The organism is Pseudomonas sp. PF05, assembly GCF_056521845.1.
Genome location: NZ_JBWLPW010000016.1, coordinates 10,471 through 27,012, shown reverse-complemented (window position 1 = coordinate 27,012; position 16,542 = coordinate 10,471). Strand labels below are relative to the sequence as shown.

Annotated in this window: 13 protein-coding genes; 6 read left to right on the top strand and 7 right to left on the bottom strand. The window is 64.2% G+C overall.

Annotated elements, in window-relative coordinates:
* Positions 1–10 precede the first annotated feature (10 nt).
* The 7 genes from AC09SL_RS23120 to gshB form a co-directional block, all read right to left on the bottom strand.
* Entirely contained in the window at positions 11–1,282 is a 1,272-nt protein-coding gene (locus tag AC09SL_RS23120; RefSeq protein ID WP_058543299.1) for a dihydroorotase, read from the bottom strand.
* Entirely contained in the window at positions 1,279–2,283 is a 1,005-nt protein-coding gene (locus AC09SL_RS23115; RefSeq protein WP_064106885.1) for an aspartate carbamoyltransferase catalytic subunit, read from the bottom strand. The genes AC09SL_RS23120 and AC09SL_RS23115 overlap by 4 nt, the downstream gene beginning before the upstream one ends.
* A gap of 24 nt (positions 2,284–2,307) precedes the next feature.
* Positions 2,308–2,814 (bottom strand): bifunctional pyr operon transcriptional regulator/uracil phosphoribosyltransferase PyrR, encoded by a 507-nt coding sequence (gene pyrR / locus AC09SL_RS23110; protein WP_058545933.1) that lies wholly within the window; start codon positions 2,812–2,814, stop codon positions 2,308–2,310.
* A gap of 84 nt (positions 2,815–2,898) precedes the next feature.
* Entirely contained in the window at positions 2,899–3,336 is a 438-nt protein-coding gene (ruvX, locus tag AC09SL_RS23105) for a Holliday junction resolvase RuvX (RefSeq protein WP_003177497.1), read from the bottom strand.
* Positions 3,336–3,905, bottom strand: coding sequence for a YqgE/AlgH family protein (locus tag AC09SL_RS23100; protein WP_058545932.1), 570 nt, complete (start codon positions 3,903–3,905; stop codon positions 3,336–3,338). Before AC09SL_RS23100 ends, ruvX begins: the two co-directional genes overlap by 1 nt.
* Before the next feature lie 231 nt (positions 3,906–4,136).
* Entirely contained in the window at positions 4,137–5,033 is an 897-nt protein-coding gene (locus AC09SL_RS23095) for an energy transducer TonB (RefSeq protein ID WP_064106884.1), read from the bottom strand.
* A gap of 76 nt (positions 5,034–5,109) precedes the next feature.
* Positions 5,110–6,063 carry a glutathione synthase gene (gshB, locus tag AC09SL_RS23090; RefSeq protein WP_064106883.1) on the bottom strand — a complete coding sequence of 318 codons (954 nt, stop codon included), beginning with the start codon at positions 6,061–6,063 and terminating at the stop codon, positions 5,110–5,112.
* Between the two features lie 224 nt (positions 6,064–6,287).
* On the opposite strand from gshB, the gene AC09SL_RS23085 reads away from it, so the two are divergent.
* The 6 genes from AC09SL_RS23085 (at position 6,288) to AC09SL_RS23060 (ending at position 16,508) form a co-directional block, all read left to right on the top strand.
* On the top strand, positions 6,288–6,716 hold the full coding sequence (locus AC09SL_RS23085) for a response regulator (protein WP_003206467.1): 429 nt from the start codon (positions 6,288–6,290) through the stop codon (positions 6,714–6,716).
* Positions 6,717–6,765: 49 nt separating this feature from the next.
* On the top strand, positions 6,766–7,131 hold the full coding sequence (gene pilH, locus AC09SL_RS23080; RefSeq protein ID WP_058544375.1) for a twitching motility response regulator PilH: 366 nt from the start codon (positions 6,766–6,768) through the stop codon (positions 7,129–7,131).
* 10 nt (positions 7,132–7,141) lie between these two features.
* On the top strand, positions 7,142–7,681 hold the full coding sequence (locus tag AC09SL_RS23075; protein WP_058544374.1) for a chemotaxis protein CheW: 540 nt from the start codon (positions 7,142–7,144) through the stop codon (positions 7,679–7,681).
* A 177-nt stretch (positions 7,682–7,858) separates the two neighbouring features.
* Positions 7,859–9,919 carry a methyl-accepting chemotaxis protein gene (locus AC09SL_RS23070; RefSeq protein WP_058544373.1) on the top strand — a complete coding sequence of 687 codons (2,061 nt, stop codon included), beginning with the start codon at positions 7,859–7,861 and terminating at the stop codon, positions 9,917–9,919.
* Positions 9,920–10,105: 186 nt separating this feature from the next.
* The gene (locus AC09SL_RS23065) at positions 10,106–16,033 is read left to right on the top strand and encodes an Hpt domain-containing protein (RefSeq protein ID WP_058544372.1); all 5,928 of its coding nucleotides are present in this window, start codon (positions 10,106–10,108) and stop codon (positions 16,031–16,033) included.
* Positions 16,026–16,508 carry a chemotaxis protein CheW gene (locus tag AC09SL_RS23060; protein ID WP_058544371.1) on the top strand — a complete coding sequence of 161 codons (483 nt, stop codon included), beginning with the start codon at positions 16,026–16,028 and terminating at the stop codon, positions 16,506–16,508. Before AC09SL_RS23065 ends, AC09SL_RS23060 begins: the two co-directional genes overlap by 8 nt.
* The last annotated feature ends 34 nt before the right edge of the window (positions 16,509–16,542 follow it).

The following is a 16,542-nucleotide window of genomic DNA, read 5'->3' as shown; positions in this document are numbered from 1 at the left end:
CGGCGCGGTATCAGGCCTGATGGGTAATCCGCCCATCCATCAGGGTGTAACGCACCACTCCCGGCAGGCTATGGCCGAGGAACGGGCAGTTGTCACCCTTGGAACGCCAGGCTTCACCGGCCACCGTGGACGTGGCAGGGTCGAACAGCACCAGGTCCGCCGCGGCGCCCACCGCGAGTTTCCCCGCCGGCAATTGCAGTGCCTGGGCCGGACCGGCGCTCAGGCGCGCCAGCAGGGTCGGCAGGTCCAGCAAACCGTCTTCCACCAGTGTCAGGGCCAGCGGCAGCAGCAGTTCGACGCTGCTGATGCCCGGCTCGGTGGCGCCAAACGGTGCCAGCTTGGCATCGCGTTCGTGGGGTTGGTGATGGCTGGAGATGGCCGAGATCACCCCGGATTTCACCGCCTCGCGCAAGCCATCGCGGTCGGCGCGGGTGCGCAGCGGCGGCTGGACGTGGTAGACGCTGTTGAAATCGATCAGCGCTTCGTCGGTCAGGATCAACTGGTAGAGCGCCACATCGGCGGTCACCGGCAGGCCGCGGGCCTGGGCCTGGGCGATCAGCGCCGCGCCGCGGGCACTGGTCAACTGGCTGAAGTGGGCGCGCACGCCGCTTTGCTCGACCAACAGCAGGTCTCGGGCCAGGGCCACGGTCTCGGCGGTTTCCGGGATGCCCGGCAGGCCGAGGAAGCTGGCGGTCGGGCCCTCGTGGGCCAAGCCGCCTTCGGCCAGGTCGTGGTCCTGGGAGTTGAAGATCACCGTCAGGCCGAAGGTCGCCGCGTATTCCAGGGCACGGCACAGGGTACGGGTGTTGCTGAAACTGTTCAGGCCGTTGCCGAACGCCACGCAACCGGCGTCACGCAGGGCGATGAGCTCGGCCAGTTGCTCGCCGTCCAGGCCTTTGCTCAGTGCGCCGATGGGGAAAACCTTGGTGTTGCCGGCCTCGCGGGCGCGGTCAAGGATCAGTTCGGCCACGGCCGAGGTGTCCAGCACCGGTTTGGTCTGCGGCGGGCAGCACAGGCTGGTCACGCCACCGGCAGCGGCGGCCCGGGTCTCGCTGACGATACTGCCTTTGCGGCTGTAGCCCGGCTCGCGCAGGGCGACGTTCAGGTCCACCAGGCCGGGAGCGGCCACCAGGCCTTGGGCGTCGAGGGTCTCGACCGCGACGAAACCGGCCGGCGCTGCGCCAAGGGCGACGATCTTGCAGGCATCGATATGAATATCAGTCACTTGATCCAGGCCACTGGCTGGATCGATCACGCGTGCGCCGAGAATGCTGAGCTTCACTGGGCGTTCTCCTGGTCGAATTGGCGCTGGGCCGTTTGCCCGCTCATGGCCATGGACAGCACGGCCATGCGGATGGCGATGCCGTAGGTCACCTGGTTGAGAATCACCGAGTGCGGCCCGTCGGCCACCGCCGACTCGATCTCCACGCCGCGGTTGATCGGCCCCGGGTGCATGACGATAGCGTCCGGCTTGGCCCCGGCCAGGCGGGCGGTGGTCAGGCCGAACAGGCGGTAGAACTCACCTTCGCTGGGCAGCAGGCCGCCGGTCATGCGCTCGCGTTGCAGGCGCAGCATGATCACCACGTCCACATCCTTGAGGCCTTCGGTCATGTCGGTGTAGACCTTCACGCCGTATTGCTCGACGCCGATGGGCAGCAGGGTCTTGGGCGCGATCACACGGATGTCCGGGCAGCCGAGGGTCTTGAGGGCCAGCATGTTCGAGCGGGCCACCCGCGAGTGCAGGATGTCGCCGACGATGGCCACCGACAGGTTCTCGAAGCCGCCCTTGTGCCGACGGATGGTCAGCATGTCCAGCATGCCCTGGGTCGGGTGGGCGTGACGGCCGTCGCCGCCGTTGATGATCGCCACTTGCGGGCAGACGTGTTCGGCAATGAAGTGCGCTGCACCGGAGTCGCCGTGGCGCACGACGAACATGTCGGCGGCCATGGCTTCGAGGTTGCGCAGGGTGTCGAGCAGGGTTTCACCCTTGCTCGCCGAGGACGTGGACACGTTGAGGGTGATCACGTCCGCCGACAGCCGCTGGGCCGCCAGTTCGAAGGTGGTGCGGGTGCGGGTGGAGTTTTCGAAGAACACGTTGCACACGGTCTTGCCGCGCAGCAATGGGACTTTCTTCACCGCCCGGGCACCGACTTCGAGGAACGAGTCGGCAGTGTCGAGGATTTCCGTCAGCAGCTCGCGGCGCAGGCCGTCGAGGGACAGGAAGTGCTGCAGCTGGCCCTGGTCGTTGAGCTGCAGCGGGCGCTTGGTTTCGAGAGGCGTCATCGCGATGGACTCTTACAAGGGCAGTTAAAGGGCAAGGTCTTGCAGTTCGAGTTGCAGCGGCGACGGGCCGGAGAGCTTGACCCGCTCATGGGCGGCCAGCGTCAGCGTCGCACCGACCACGTTCGGCCGGATCGGCAGCTCGGCGGCGTCCAGGTCCAGCAGGCACACCAGCGTCACGCTGGCCGGGCGGCCGTAGTCGAACAGTTCATTGAGGGCGGCGCGGATGGTCCGACCGCTCATCAGCACGTCGTCGATCAGCACCAGGTGCTGGCCTTCGATCTCGAACGGCAGGGCCGAGGGGCGCACTTGCGGGTGCAGGCCGTTCTGGCTGAAGTCGTCGCGGTAGAAGGACACGTCCAGGGTGCCCAGGGGCGATTGGCTGCCCAGTGCTTCGAGCAAGGCCTGGGCGACCCAGACGCCACCGGTGCGAATACCGATGTAGCGCGGGTCGCTGATGCCGCGGTGTTCCAGGTGTGCCTTGAGACGAATCGCCATCTGGCTGATCAGTTCGGCAGGATTGGGCAGGCTCATGCTGGCTCCTTCAGGTTCCCGGGCCGGTGGTGAGTGGCGCGGTCTATCGCTAAGAGAAAGCGCCTTGGCGGCGCTTTCAAAAAATCAGGTTTCGAACAGGGCGGCGTTGGCGTCGAGCCAGCCTTGCAGCAGCAGGGCGGCGGCGATGGCGTCCACCGGGTTGTCGCGGTAACTGCCTTTCTGCCCGCCGCGCACCAGGCGCTCACCCTTGGCCTCGAACGTGGTCAGGCGCTCGTCATGGGTATAGAAGGGCAGGTTGTAGCGGCCATTGAGCCGGCGGGCGAATTTCTCGGCGCGCAGGCACATGTCGCTGGGCGTGCCGTCCATGTTCAGCGGCAGGCCGACCACCACGGCATCGGGTTTCCACTCCTTGATCAGCGCTTCGACCTGGTTCCAGTCCGGAACACCATTTTGCGCCTTCAAGGTGCACAACTCGCGGGCCTGGCCGGTAATGACCTGGCCGACCGCTACGCCGATCTGTTTGGTGCCGTAATCGAAACCCAGCAGCAAGCGCAGGGCCATCAGGCGTGTCCTGCCTGGCTGGTGAGCAGGCTGAGGTTGACCCCTAGCCGGCTGGCCGCCGCTTCCAGGCGCAGTTCGCTGCTGGTGTTGAACAGGATGTCGGCATCGAACGGGCAGGTCAGCCAGGCGTTGTCGGCCAGTTCGGCTTCCAGTTGCCCGGGTTCCCAACCGGCATAGCCGAGGGCGATCAGGCTCTTTTGCGGGCCGACGCCGTCGGCGATGGCGAACAGCACGTCCTGGGAGGTGGACAGTGATATCCCGTCCAGATCCACGGTGGCCTGGTATTTGGGGCCCGACGGATGGAGCACGAAGCCGCGGTCGGTCTGCACCGGGCCACCGATGAAAATCGGTACGTGCTGGCACAAGAGTGGCGGTTCCACTTCGGGGCGCAACTGCTCCAGGATGTCCGCCAGGTTCAGCTCCTGCGGGCGATTGATTACCAGCCCCATGGCCCCATTGGCCGTGTGCTCGACGATGTAGGTCAAGGTGTGGGCAAAATTCGGATCGGCCATGTGCGGCATGGCAATCAGGAAGTGATGCTTGAGGTAGGTGGGGCTGACGTTTTTCATAGGCGCTAGTGTGGCGGGGCAGGGCCGAACTGACAAGCTGGGGATGTGCAGGAAATGTCTCGGTCTGGTTGGCGACTCCGACCAAATGTGGGAGAGGGCTTTGTGGGAGCAAAGCTTGCTCGCGATCCAGGCGCTGCGGTTCTCAAGAGGCCGCGGCGCTTTCATCGCGAGCAAGCCTTGCTCCCACACGGCCCGCTCCCACAAGGGATCTGTGGCGGGCTCAGGCCTGAGTCAGTTACTGGAGAGCCGGTCGCCACGGGCGAACTTCCAGGTGCGGATGATCTCCAGGCGGTCGATGTCCGACAGGTCCCCGGTAAACGGTGCAAACGGCGCGGCCAGGCGCACGATCCTCTGGGCGGCCTGGTCCAAAAGCGGCTGGCCGGAGGATTCGAGCACCAGTACTTCATACAGCGAGCCGTCACGGTTGATCGAGACCATTAGCCGCAGGTTGCCGTAGATCTGCTTGCGCCGCGCTTCGTCGGGGTAGTTGAGGTTGCCGATGCGCTCGACCTTCTTGCGCCACTCGTCCTTGTACCAGGCGCCCTTGTCGCGCATGGTCGAGGCGGCGCTCAGGCGGTGGATGCGCGGGCGCTTGGCGTAGAGCTGTTGCTCCTGGGCCAGTTCGGCTTCCAGGCTGGCGATGTCGCTGGACAACTGTGAGCTGTCGAAGGTGGGTTCGGGGGCCTTGGGCTTGGGATCAGGCTTGACCTCTTCCTTGACCGGGGCCTTTTTCGGCTTTGGCGCCACGGTGGTCACGGCTGCCTTGGGCGTCGTCTCCTTCACTTCGGGCTTTGCAGCTGGCGGCGGGGTGACTTTCTGCACCTTGGTGTCCTGGAACGGCGCGATCTCGGTGGTCTTGGGGGTCGCCTTTTTTTCCAGGGTGCCGCTGCCTTGCTGGTTTTCCTGGGCGAGAAAATCAGCCTTCTTGGGCTTGGTCTCGCTCTTGAAGGTGGCCAGGGTGATTTCCAGGGTCTGGCTGATCTGCTTGGGCTCGACCGTGGCAAAACCGACGCCCAGCAGCAGGGCCAGGTGGATCAACGCCGCCAGGAACAGGGTAAAACCGAGGCGATCAGCCGGGCGCACGCTACGATGGGCGAGCTCTTGGGGCAGATCGGACGGGAGTGTCATGACAAGGAAACCAACATCGCGTTTTTTTCAGGCCGGGCATGATAACGCAATGTGGGTTTCCTTCAGCAGATCTGGATCAACGAGCCTTGAGCTTCTGATCGATGGCATCCATCAGCATGCCGCCGATGTCGGTGCCAAAGGCATTGTCGATCTCGCGGATGCAGGTCGGGCTGGTGACGTTGATTTCCGTCAGGTGCTCGCCGATCACGTCCAGGCCTACGAACAGCAGGCCTTTTTCGCGCAGGGTCGGGCCGACCTGGGCGGCGATCCAGCGGTCCTTGTCGGTCAACGGGCGCGCCTCGCCACGCCCGCCGGCCGCCAGGTTGCCGCGGGTTTCGCCAGCTGCCGGGATGCGCGCCAGGCAATAATCCACCGGTTCGCCGTCGATCATCAGGATGCGCTTGTCGCCATCGACGATGGCCGGCAGGTAACCCTGGATCATGATCTGCTGCTTGCCGTGCAAGGTCAGGGTTTCCAGGATCACCGAGAGGTTAGGGTGGCCAGCGGTGTGGCGGAAGATCGAGGAGCCGCCCATGCCGTCCAGGGGCTTGAGGATCACGTCGCCGTGATGGTCGGCAAATTCGCGCAACACGTCCGGGCGACGGCTGACGATGGTTGGCGGCGTGCATTGCGGGAACAGCGTGGCGAACAGCTTTTCGTTGCAGTCGCGCAGGCTCTGGGGCTTGTTGACCACCAGCACACCGGCGTTTTCAGCCTGTTCCAGCAGGTAGGTGGAGTACACGAATTCCATGTCGAACGGCGGATCCTTGCGCATCAGGATCACGTCCAGGTCGCTGAGCAGCGCATCGCGCTCGGTGCCCAGCTCAAACCATTTTTCGGGGTTGGCGAAGACTTTCAGCGGCTTCATCCGCGCCCGAGCCTGGCCCTCGGCCTGGTAGAGATCGCGCTGCTCCATGTAGAACAGCTCCCAGCCGCGCTTCTGAGCGGCCAGCAGCATGGCCAGCGAGCTATCCTTTTTATAGGAAATGCGGGCGATAGGGTCCATGACAATGCCGACGCGTACGCTCATGGCTTGGTTCCTCGAAATTTGATGGGCACATATTGGCGTGAAAAAGTGGCGTCAGAGTGGCGCCCGGAAGATTGGCGGTCAAGGAAAAACCACCGTGCCAAGCGGCCGATAGATCGGCGATGGAGACTGTGCTAAAAAGGCTGGCATGTGACGTGCGGGCCTTGAACATCAAGGGTTTGCGCTGTCGATCACACTTACGCGTTAAAAACCGGTTCGCAGTGGCAATGGCAGAGCATCTCACGCAGCAGCAACCCAGCGCCTTGAAGGTCATGGTCATCGACGACTCGAAGACCATCCGCCGCACCGCCGAAACCTTGCTGCGCAACGTGGGCTGCGAGGTGATCACGGCCGTCGATGGCTTCGATGCCCTGGCCAAGATCGCCGACCATCATCCGGGCATCATTTTTGTCGACATCATGATGCCGCGCCTCGATGGCTACCAGACCTGTGCCCTGATCAAGAACAACAGTGCGTTCAAGGCCACGCCAGTGATCATGCTGTCGTCCCGCGACGGGTTGTTCGACAAGGCCAAGGGGCGCATCGTCGGTTCCGATCAGTTTTTGACCAAGCCGTTCAGCAAGGAAGAACTGCTGGGTGCGATACAGGCCCATGTCCCGGGCTTTGCCGCTGTCCAGCCGCACCAGGCACATTAATGACACTCGGCCACCGGGCCCGGGGTCAACAAAAAAAATGGGGAACACCATGGCACGAATTCTGATCGTCGATGATTCGCCGACTGAAATGTACAAACTGACCGGCATGCTGGAAAAGCACGGCCATCAGGTCCTGAAGGCCGAGAATGGCGCCGATGGCGTGGCCCTGGCCCGCCAGGAAAAACCCGATGCGGTGCTGATGGACATCGTCATGCCCGGCCTCAACGGTTTCCAGGCCACGCGCCAGCTGACCAAGGACCCGGACACCGGCCACATCCCCGTGATCATCATTACCACCAAGGACCAGGACACCGACAAGGTCTGGGGCACGCGCCAAGGGGCGAAGGACTACCTGACCAAACCGGTGGACGAAGAAACCCTGATCGCAACCCTGAACAAAGTGCTGGCGGGCTGACGGCGCTGCCATGAGCCAATCCCTGACCGCATTCGAACTGCTGCTGCAGATCGACCGGCGCTGCCGGTTGCTGGGGGCCGACCTGCCCTCCCAGCCGACCCACCGCGCCGGCTGGAGCGGCATCGGCTTTCGCCTGGGCGAGCACTGGTACGTGGCGCCGATGGGCGAAGTCAGCGAAGTGCTGCACGAACCACGTCACACGCATTTGCCCGGGGTCAAGCCGTGGGTGCGTGGAGTGGCTAACCTGCGCGGGCGCTTGTTGCCGTTGATGGACTTGTGCGGGTTCTTTGGTCACGAGCTGTCGACCGTGCGCAAGCAGCGACGGGTGTTGGTGGTGGATCACGACGAGGTATTCGCCGGGTTGCTGGTGGACGAGGTCCTTGGGCTGCAGCATTTTGCCCAGGACCGCCTGGAACCGACGCTGACGGACGACCTCGACGGCCCGGAAGCGGCCTTCGTCAAGGGCCGGTTTGGCGGCGAGCGCGAGTGGCAAGTGTTCAGCCCGTTTGCCCTGGCGCGCTCGCCAGGGTTCATGGATGTGGCGATTTAGGCGACAGCGCAACTCAGGGTAGGAGCTGGCGAAGGCTGCGATCTTTTGATCTTTCCAACAGACAGCTTGCTTTGGCATACGCCCTAGGATCAAAAGATCGCAGCCTTCGGCAGCTCCTACGGGGAATCCAGTCGGGCTTGGGATTGTGAATAGATTGGGCAGCACAGGCGAGAACCGATGATCAAAGCAAAAACAGGCAAGCCACTGGAAGCGTCGCGCAGTCGTTCGCAGATCATCGTGCTGTTCGTCGCGCTGATCGTCTTCATCATGCTGCTGTTCGCCAACTTTGCGTACCTCAACACCCAATCGACCTATGACAAACAGTACATCGGCCATGCCGGTGAGCTGCGGGTGCTGTCCCAGCGCATCGCCAAGAACGCCACCGAGGCCGCCGCCGGCAAGCCTGCGGCGTTCAAGCTGCTGAGCGATGCGCGCAATGACTTCGCCCAGCGCTGGGGTTCCTTGAAACAGGGCGACCCGGTGACCGGCCTGCCCCCTGCGCCCGCCACCCTGCGCCCGCAGATGCGCGCCGTGCAGCTGGATTGGGAGCGCCTGCTCAAGAACACCGATGCCATCCTCTCCAGCGAACAGACCGTGCTGTCGCTGCACCAGGTGGCGGCGACCCTGGCCGAAACCGTGCCGCAGTTGCAGGTCGAATACGAAAAAGTCGTCGAGATCCTGCTGCAACGCGGCGCGCCTGCCGCCCAGGTGGCCATGGCCCAGCGCCAGTCGCTGCTGGCCGAACGGATTCTCGGCGCGGTGAATACCGTGCTGGCGGGGGACGAAAACGCCAGCCAGGCCGCCGACACCTTCGGTCGCGACGCCGCGCGTTTTGGCCAGGTGCTCAATGGCATGTTGCAAGGTGACCCGGCCTTGAAGATATCCCAGGTCCAGGACCGCGATGCCCGGGCACGCCTGAGTGAAATCAGCGAACTCTTCGAGTTCGTCTCCGGTTCGGTGGACGAAATCCTCGAGACCTCCCCGGAGCTGTTCAAGGTTCGCGAATCGGCCGGCAACATCTTCAACCTGTCGCAGACCCTGCTTGACGAGGCTTCGCACCTGGCCACGGCCTTCGAAAACCTTGCCAGTGGGCGTTCCATCAACACCATCGGCGGCTATGTGCTGGGTTTGCTGGCGCTGATGTCGATCATCCTGATCGGCCTGGTGATGGTTCGCGAAACCAACCGCCAGTTGCACGAAACCGCACAAAAGAACGAGCGCAACCAGAACGCGATCATGCGGTTGCTGGATGAAATCGAAGACCTGGCCGACGGCGACCTGACCGTCACGGCCTCGGTCACCGAGGATTTCACCGGCACCATCGCCGACTCCATCAATTACTCGGTGGATCAACTGCGCGATCTGGTGGCGACCATCAACCTCACCGCCGGCCAGGTCGCGGCTGCCGTGCAGGAAACCCAGGCCACGGCGATGCACCTGGCCCAGGCTTCCGAGCACCAGGCCCAGCAAATCTCCGAAGCTTCGACTTCAATTAATGAAATGGCCCAGTCCATCGACCAGGTGTCGGCCAATGCCGCCGAGTCGTCGGCGGTGGCCGAGCGGTCGGTGGAGATTGCCAACAAGGGTAATGAGGTGGTGCACAACACCATTCATGGCATGGACAACATTCGCGAGCAGATTCAGGACACCGCCAAGCGCATCAAGCGCCTGGGTGAGTCATCCCAGGAAATCGGCGACATTGTCAGCCTGATCGACGACATCGCCGACCAGACCAACATCCTGGCCCTCAACGCCGCCATCCAGGCGTCCATGGCCGGGGATGCCGGGCGCGGGTTCGCGGTGGTGGCCGATGAAGTGCAGCGCCTGGCCGAGCGCTCTTCGGCGGCGACGCGGCAAATCGAGACCCTGGTGCGGGCGATCCAGGCTGACACCAACGAGGCGGTGATTTCCATGGAGCAGACCACCACCGAAGTGGTGCGCGGTGCGCGACTGGCCCAGGACGCCGGCGTCGCCCTGGAAGAAATCGAAGGTGTGTCCAAGACCTTGGCGGCGCTGATCCAGAGCATTTCCAACGCGGCGCAGCAACAGACCACCTCGGCGGGGCAGATTTCCTTGACCATGAACGTGATCCAGCAGATCACTTCGCAGACTTCGTCCGGTTCCACCGCCACTGCCGAGAGCATCGGCAACCTGGCGAAAATGGCCAGCCAGCTGCGTCGTTCGGTGTCGGGGTTCACGTTGCCGACGGCAGCGGCTGGCGATGAGGAAAAAGGGTGACCAACCGGATCCATCCGTTGGAAAAGGCTTTTTGTGGCGAGGAGGTTTCTGTGGGAGCAAGGCTTGCCCGCGATGAAGATAACGCGGTTCTTCGGGAACCGAGGTGTTTGCATCGCGAGCAAGCTTTGCTCCCACAGGTAAATCCCTTCCCCGCAGGCGTGTTGTGTTCTCCTGATTGGAGTGGTTATGGGTGATCGGCACGACTATGTGGCCCTGGAATGGGTCAAGGGCGAGATTGCCGAAACGCTGAAGCAGGCGCACCTGGCCCTCAACCGCCTGGTGGACGATCCGCAGGCGTCGGATGCCCTCGGGCAATGCCTGGCGTGCATTCACCAGGTCCACGGCGGCCTGCAGATGGTCGAGTTCTACGGTGCGGCGTTGCTGGCCGAGGAGATGGAGCAGCTGTGCGCCGCCCTGCAGGACAACCGCGTCACCCATCGCGACGAAGCCATCAGCCTGTTGAGCCAGGCCCTGGGGCAGTTGCCGATCTACCTGGATCGCGTACAAGGTGCCCGTCGCGACCTGCCGCTGGTGGTGTTGCCCTTGATCAACGACCTGCGCAGTGCCCGGGGCGAGAGCCTGTTGTCGGAAACCAGCCTGTTCAGCCCCGAGTTGCCCGATATTGCGCCGCTCAGCGACGAGGCCTTGCAGCGCCTGGAACCCGCTGACCTGCCAAACACCTTGCGCAAATGTCGCCAGACCCTGCAAATGGCCCTGGTGGGCCTGTTGCGCGAACAGGATGACGCGACCTACCTCGGTTACCTGGCCAAGGTCTTCCATCGCCTGGAAACCCTGTGTGCCGATGCGCCCCTCAATGCCTTGTGGCAGGTGGCTTCGGCGCTGGTCGAAGGCATGCGTGACGGGCGCATCGCCAACAGCCCGGCGCTGCGCAGCCTGTTCAAGGAAGCCGACAAGGAACTCAAGCGCCTGCTGGACCAAGGCATGCCAGGCATCAATCAGCCGGCACCGCCCCACTTGCTCAAGAGTTTGTTGTTCTATATTGCCAAGGCCGAACACCCCAGCGGGCAGATGCAGATCATGAAAGAACGCTACTCACTGGACGACGCGCTGCCCGACAGCGCCATGGTCGACGAAGAACGCGCGCGCCTGGCCGGGCCCGACCGCGATGCCATGCGCTCGGTGCTTGCCGCGCTGTGCGAGGAGTTGGTACGGGTCAAGGAGCGCCTGGACCTGTTCGTGCGCAGCGATCGCCAGCACGCCTCGGAGCTGGAAAGCCTGTTGGCGCCGCTGCGGCAGATCGCCGACACCCTGGCGGTGCTCGGTTTCGGCCAGCCGCGCAAGGTCATCATCGATCAACTGGCGGTGGTCTTGAGCCTCGCCCAGGGCCAGCGCGAGCCGGATGACGCGACCCTCATGGACGTCGCCGGGGCCTTGCTCTACGTCGAGGCGACCCTGGCCGGCATGGTCGGCACCGTCGAGCCGGAGAGTCGCGAAGACACCCACCTGCCCACCACCGACCTGACCCAGATCCACCAGATCGTCATCAAGGAAGCCCACACCTGCCTGCAACAGGCCAAGGACATGATCGTCGACTACATCGACGCGGACTGGAGCAGCGAGCAACTGCAGCCCTTGCCAGCGCTGCTGACCCAGGTGCGCGGCGCGCTGGCGATGATCCCGCTGAGCCGTGCCGCCAGCCTGGTGGAGGCCTGCAACGGGTTTATCCGCGACCACCTGCTGCTGGAGCAGGCCCAGCCAGGTTGGGAAGAACTCGACCACCTGGCCGACGTGATCACCGGCCTTGAATACTACCTGGAGCGCTTGAGCGAGGACCCCGAAACCCCCGGCGAACCCTTGTTGGATGCGGTCGAGCGGAGCCTGGCCGCGCTCGGTTATTTCCCTGACGAAGCGCGGGTGCCGGTGCTCGACGAGGTGTTGAGCCCCAACGAAGCCCAGGTCATGCAAGACTTGCAGGAGCTGGACGACCCGCAGACAGTGCAATCCTTGGCCCAGGTGTTGGCCAGCCCGGTCTCGGCGGTCAATCCGCCGGCCAGGAGCACCCCGGGCAGCCTGTTGCCGCCACCGCCGGATGAAAGTCCGGTGGACGACGAGTTGCGCGAGGTGTTCCTCGAGGAAACCGACGAGGTGCTGGACGTCCTGCGTGAATACTTGCCGCGCTGGAGTGCGCATCCTGATGACCACGCTGCACTGAGCGAACTGCGCCGGGCCTTCCATACCCTCAAGGGCAGTGGCCGGATGGTCCGGGCGCTGGTGTTGGGTGAACTGGCCTGGGCCGTGGAAAACCTGCTCAACCGGGTGCTGGAGCGCAGTGTCGAGCCGCAGGCCTCGGTCCGCCAGTTGATCGAAGACACGGTGCAGTTGTTGCCGGCCCTGGTGGCCGAATTCGCGGCCAATCACCAGCGCCAGCGCGACGACGTCGACCGCTTGGCCGCCCGCGCCCATGTCCTGGCCAAGGGCGGCGATGAGGAGGATGAGGACGAGCAGGACGTGACCGCCCTCGATCCGCTGCTGCTGAAGATCTTCGACAACGAAGCCCAGGGCCACCTCGCCAGCCTCAATCGCTTTCTCGATCAGTCGGCCGATCACCTGCCCTTGCAGGCCAGTGATGAATTGCAGCGGGCCTTGCATACGCTCAAGGGCAGCGCTTCGATGGCCGGCGTGCTGCCGATCGCCGAGCTGGCCGGGGCGATGGATGAGCTGGCCCGGGAATACCGGGCGCACCTGATTGCCCTCGACCTGGATGAGGTCGAATTGCTGCTGGAAGCCGAAGGCCTGCTGCGCCGTGGCTTGCGCCAGTTGCACAGCGAGCCGCTGGCCGCGATCCCCGGCGCCGAGGACCTGATCCAGCGCGCCCAGGCCCTGCTGGCCGAGCGTCTGCATGCCGCCAACAGTGCGCCGGACAAGGCGCTGCGGACCAAGCGCGACCCACAACTGATCAACAACTTCCTCGCCCGGGGCATGGACATCCTGCTGGACGCCGAAAGCCTCTTGCAGCGCTGGCAGCAGCACCCCGGCGAAGGCCAGGAGCTGAGTGCGCTGCTCGATGAGCTGACCACACTCGGCGAAGGCGCGCACCTGGCCGACCTGCACCCGGTGGACGAACTCTGCGAAGCCTTGCTGGACCTCTATGGCGCGGTTGAAGAAAGCAGCCTGGCGGTCAGCGATGAATTTTTCCAGGAGGCCCAGCGCGCCCATGAAGCGCTGATCGACATGCTCGATGAACTGGCGGCCGGGCAGCATGTGCATCCGCAGCCCGAACGGGTACAGGCCTTGCGCCGCCTGCTCCAGGAGAGCCTCGACCCGTCGGCCACCGGCCTGATACGCAGCGACGGCAGCCGCACCCTGAGCATCCGCGAACTGAGCCACGCGACGGCGCAAATGGAGCGTGACGCGCCCGTCGATACTTCGATGGAAGATGACCTCGCGGCGATTTTCCTCGAAGAAGCCCAGGACATTCTCGAAAGCGCCGCCCAGGCCCTGCACCGCTGGTTGGCCGATCCGGATAACGGCGCGCCGCTGTCCTCGCTGCAGCGTGACTTGCACACCCTCAAGGGCGGTGCGCGAATGGCCGACATCCGGCCAGTGAGCGACCTGGCCCAGGAGTTGGAAAATCTTTACGAAGGGCTGGTAGACCGGCGCTACAGCTATAGCGAGGAACTGGCGCAACTGCTCGCCAGCAGCCACGAACGCCTCGATCTGTTGCTTGGGCAGCTGCAACAGGGCCAGCCGTTGGGCGATCCCGTAGCGCTGATCGACGCCCTGCGAAGGTTCCGCCAGGACAAGCCGAACGGCATCGAGACGAGCGCAGCGGCCCAGGCCGACGGCACCGGCCATGATCCAGAGCTGCTGGAAATCTTCCTTGAGGAAGGCTTCGACATCCTCGACAGCTCGGGCGCGGCGCTGCTGCGCTGGCAGGACGAGCCGTCGAATCGCCAGGCCGTGGAAACCCTGCTGCGGGATTTGCATACCCTCAAGGGCGGTGCGCGCATGGTGGAGATCGTGCCCATCGGCGACCTGGCCCACGAGTTGGAAAACCTCTACGAAGGCCTGTCGGCGGGCCTGCTTCAGCCGACCCCGGCGCTGTTCACCTTGTTGCAAAGCAGCCATGACCGACTGGCGCAGATGCTCGACGCGGTGCGCGCCGGCCACCCGTGCCCGCTGGCCGACCGGTTGATCGCGCAGATCCAGGCGGTGAATCATCCCTCCGAGAATGCTGCGTCGCAGGCTGTCCCGGTACCGGAGCCGGCCCCCGCCGTAGCTCCGCCAGCGGCGCCTGCAAGGCCGGACCCCAGTACATCAGGCGACGGCGCGGACATGGTCAAGGTCTCCGCCGAACTGCTCGACGACCTGGTGAACCTGGCGGGTGAAACGTCGATCTTCCGTGGGCGCATCGAACAGCAGGTCAATGACGCGCGGGTGGCTTTGGGTGAAATGGAAACCACCATCGAGCGCATGCGCGACCAGTTGCGGCGCCTGGACACCGAAACCCAGGGGCGGATTCTCAGCCGCCAGCAGGTCGAGGCCGAGCGCCTGGGCTACGAAGAGTTCGACCCGCTGGAGATGGACCGCCACTCCCAATTGCAGCAGTTGTCCCGGGCACTGTTCGAATCCGCCTCGGACTTGCTTGAGCTCAAGGAAACCCTCGACCGTAGCAATCACGATGCCGAGGTCCTGCTGCAACAGCAGGGACGGATCAACACCGAGCTGCAGGAAGGCCTGATGCGTACGCGCATGGTGCCGTTCGAACGCATGCTGCCACGGCTCAAGCGCATCGTTCGGCAAGTGGCGCAGGAACTGGGCAAGGACGTGGAGTTCGTGGTCGGCAATGCCGAGGGCGAGATGGACCGTAACGTGCTGGAGCGCATGGCCGCGCCGCTTGAACATATGTTGCGCAATGCCGTCGATCACGGCCTGGAGCCGGCCGACGTGCGCATTGCCGCCGGCAAGCCGGCACGCGGACGCATCAGCCTCGACCTGTCCCGGGAAGGCGGCGACATTATTTTCGACATCCGCGACGATGGCGCCGGCGTGCCGCTGGAGGCGGTGCGCAACAAGGCGATCAAGCGTGGCTTGCTGGCGCCGGACAGCGACATCAGCGACCGCGACGTGCTGCAGTTCATCTTGCAGCCGGGGTTTTCCACTGCTGAGAAAATCACCCAGATATCCGGCCGCGGCGTTGGCATGGACGTGGTCCACGAAGAGGTTCGGCAACTGGGCGGCAGCATGATCATCGATTCCACGCGGGGGCAGGGCGTGCATTTTCGCATTCGCCTGCCGTTTACCGTGGCAGTGAACCGGGCGTTGATGGTGCACTGCCAGGAAGACCAGTACGCGATCCCGCTGAACACCATCGAGAGCATTGTCCGGGTGTTGCCCGTCGAACTGGATGGCTATTACCAGCTCGATCCGCCGACCTACACCTATGCCGGGCAACGTTATGAGCTGTGCTACCTCGGTGAGCTGCTGAAAACCGGCACCCGCCCGAAACTGCTGGGCCAGAGCCAACCGTTGCCGGTGCTGCTGGTGCAGTGCAATGAGCGGCATGTCGCTGTGCAGGTGGACGCTACCGCCGGGACCCGGGAGATCGTGGTCAAGAGCCTCGGTCCGCAGTTTTCGGCGGTGCAGGGGCTGTCCGGGGCGACGATCCTGGGGGACGGCCGGGTGGTGTTGATTCTCGACCTGCTGGCGCCGATCCGCGCCTTGCCCCACCAGGTCCCGCGCCGCCAGGTGCCGGCTGAGGGCGAGGGCGAATCGCAACGGCCGCTGCTGGTGCTGGTGGTGGACGACTCGGTGACGGTGCGCAAGGTCACCAGCCGCTTGCTGGAGCGCCACGGCATGCACGTTTTGACCGCCAAGGATGGCGTGGACGCCATGGCGTTGTTGGCCGAACATATGCCTGACCTGATGCTGCTGGACATCGAGATGCCGCGCATGGACGGCTTCGAAGTGGCCACGCAGGTGCGCAACGACCCGCGCCTGGCGCACCTGCCGATCATCATGATCACCTCCCGCACCGGCCAGAAACACCGCGACCGCGCCATGGCCATCGGCGTCAACGACTACCTGGGCAAGCCGTACCAGGAGTCGGTGCTGCTCGACAGCATCGCGTACTGGAGCAAAACCCATGCATGACCTGCATCTTCACTCGCGCACCAGCCCCCTCACCGGTCTGCTGCTGCCATTGGCCGACCGGCACCTGGTGTTGCCCAACGTGGCCGTGGCCGAACTGATCGACTACCAGGACAGCGTATTCGATATGGACACCCCGCCGTGGTTCCTGGGCTGGGTGAGCTGGCGCGAACGGCAAATCCCGTTGCTGAGCTTCGAGTCGGCCTGCGGCCAGAAAACCGTGATTGGCGAGCGAGCACGCATCGTCGTGCTCAACGCCCTGGGCGGGCGGCCGGAGCTGCGTTTCATTGCCCTGCTGGTGCAAGGCATCCCCCGCTCCTACAAGCTCGACAGCCAATTGAGCTACGTCGACGTGCCGCTGTGCGGGTTGGAACAGGCGGCGGTGCAGGTCGGGGAACACGTGGCGAAAGTGCCGGATCTGCTGGCGTTGGAGGAGTTGGTGATGGCTGCGGGCCTGATTCAACCCTACAAAACCTGAGACATACGAAGTTCCAATGTGTGCGAGCTTGCTC